We start from the raw sequence: 1992 nt of genomic DNA on the forward strand, positions 1-1992 counted from the left end.
TTTACATTAAGCACGTATCAACAGTGCAAATACTTTTGGTACAGTGCTTTTGTAACACCTTCTTATTCTAAGCCGTTTAGAAACATTTTTAGAGAGTCATTAATGCAAAATAACCTTAAATAGGATTTCACTTCAAAAATTAGACATATGAGAGAGCCGAAGCGCCCAAAAAAAACAGTTAAAATGATTATACCTTGCATTATGTCCCTTTTTATCTATTTTCTTGTTATTTTATGTCGACTTAAGTCAGATTCTCTTATTCTGTCACTGTATTCTGCCTCATACTTGAAAAACTATTAAAGTTTAAAGTTCCTGTTCAATAATTTAGGGAGACGACCCGATTTTTAACGGATCGGCAATCACAGCACCGATTAATAGCCCGGTGGAGATCGCCACAAAGGTCAGAACTACCTGGATAAGACTGGCAATGGAAGAGGAATAGTTTTGTCCCACTAATGCAGCTAAGCTAATAAACCCAAGTGCTCCTGGAACCAGGATCCAGAATGCAGGTATTATAGATACATAATACGGTGTTCGAAGTTTGGACCGCTCCAGAAAAGTTCCCAGCATTGTCATGATGACGGAACCTATGAAAGCTCCGAAAAGCCCTCCCAAAAGGTAGTTTCCTGCTTGCTGTACAAGAAAAGTGGTGAACAGTACAATTAAAACCCCTAACATATCCTTGTTTCTTATACACATCAAAAGGTACATTCCAAGGGCGAAAATAAGAACCCCGATATAGGGAGCCCACCAGTACAAAGGAGTTGTCGTATTGGCTATTATGTAATCTTCAGGCAAACCTGCAACCTGGAGGCCTACTATTACTCCAAATAAGAGAAGTAGCAGTATTACAACTCCCTGGACCAGGCGAGCTGCACCAGATACTAAATTGTTTGCTGCCAGTTCGAACATTCCAGTAGACAGAACTGCTCCTGGAATGAAGTAAGCAAGTGCAGGGACCATTATGGTTAGAGACCCGTTTATAATTCCCTGTTTAACACCGAGAAAGAATACCGTTGAAACAGTGAATGCCGTTAGAACAGGCAGAACCAGAGTAAGTTTTGTTTTATCCTCGGAATAAGCCAGTATAAGTCCTGCTATGGCTCCTAATGCTCCACAAAAAAATAATCCGTTAAAGGTTGGTAGAAAAAGCATTCCCAGGCCGGTGGAAAACAGTGCGTAACCTAAAATATTTTTAATATAATTATGTTGGCGTTTAACATTTATTATTTCATTAATGCGCCTTATTCCCTGTTCAGGCGTTATTTCAGCGTTTCCTGCCTGATTGATCAACTCATATAGTCTTGAAACCTGGTCTAAAGGAAGTACTCCGGGTTTTTGCAGAGTGACTTCCAGAGCCTTTGAATCATCATCTGCAATCTTTATGATTAAAAAAGTAGGTAAACTAATAACTTCCTCAGCTTTGAAACCATAAGCCTGGCATATTTTTTTCAAAATTGATTCTATAGACATCACTGCAATTCCTGCTGTAGTCAGAGCTCTGGAGAGCTCTGTGAGGAATTTCAAAAGTTGATGAGGTGATTCCCTCTCATCGGAATCATTTAAAGAGTTTATCTGAGGTGACTCAGTATGCGGAACCATTTTATCAATTCTTGAATTTGTTCACTTTGAATTTTCGGTGTGTAGCGTATTTCCCATTTCTTCGTGGAGTAAATGAGAGATCTGAATGCTCTTCCTTACAGATAGTCCTGTTGATATGCCAGTCACCCAGTAGTTAGGATCTCAAATTAGCTTTTAAAATCTCTAATCTAATTTGATATCCACTTCTTTAAAAGTATCTCCCAAATGAATTTTTGCTTTCAACTTTATTTTGCAATTCTGTCAACACCATCAGTTGATATGCTATGAAACTCAATAGAGAGTAGAGTTTTCTACTCTGATTTCTTACTCTTCTAATATCGAATTTTACTGTACCCTTAATATGTCCATGTATCTTTTCACATTCAGCTCTCTTTTTATACTGATCATCAA

The 1992-nt window shown here is 38.1% G+C and carries 1 protein-coding gene and 1 pseudogene; both read right to left on the minus strand.

What is annotated here, in order from left to right; genetic code table 11:
- Positions 1–324: 324 nt before the first annotated feature.
- The gene (locus tag ASJ81_RS11795; RefSeq protein WP_095644616.1) at positions 325–1602 is read right to left on the minus strand and encodes a threonine/serine exporter family protein; all 1278 of its coding nucleotides are present in this window, start codon (positions 1600–1602) and stop codon (positions 325–327) included.
- A 187-nt stretch (positions 1603–1789) separates the two neighbouring features.
- Positions 1790–1992 (minus strand): annotated as a pseudogene (locus ASJ81_RS23295) (ISNCY family transposase); the annotation flags it as partial.

It is taken from the genome of Methanosarcina spelaei (assembly GCF_002287235.1).
GTDB lineage: Archaea > Halobacteriota > Methanosarcinia > Methanosarcinales > Methanosarcinaceae > Methanosarcina > Methanosarcina spelaei.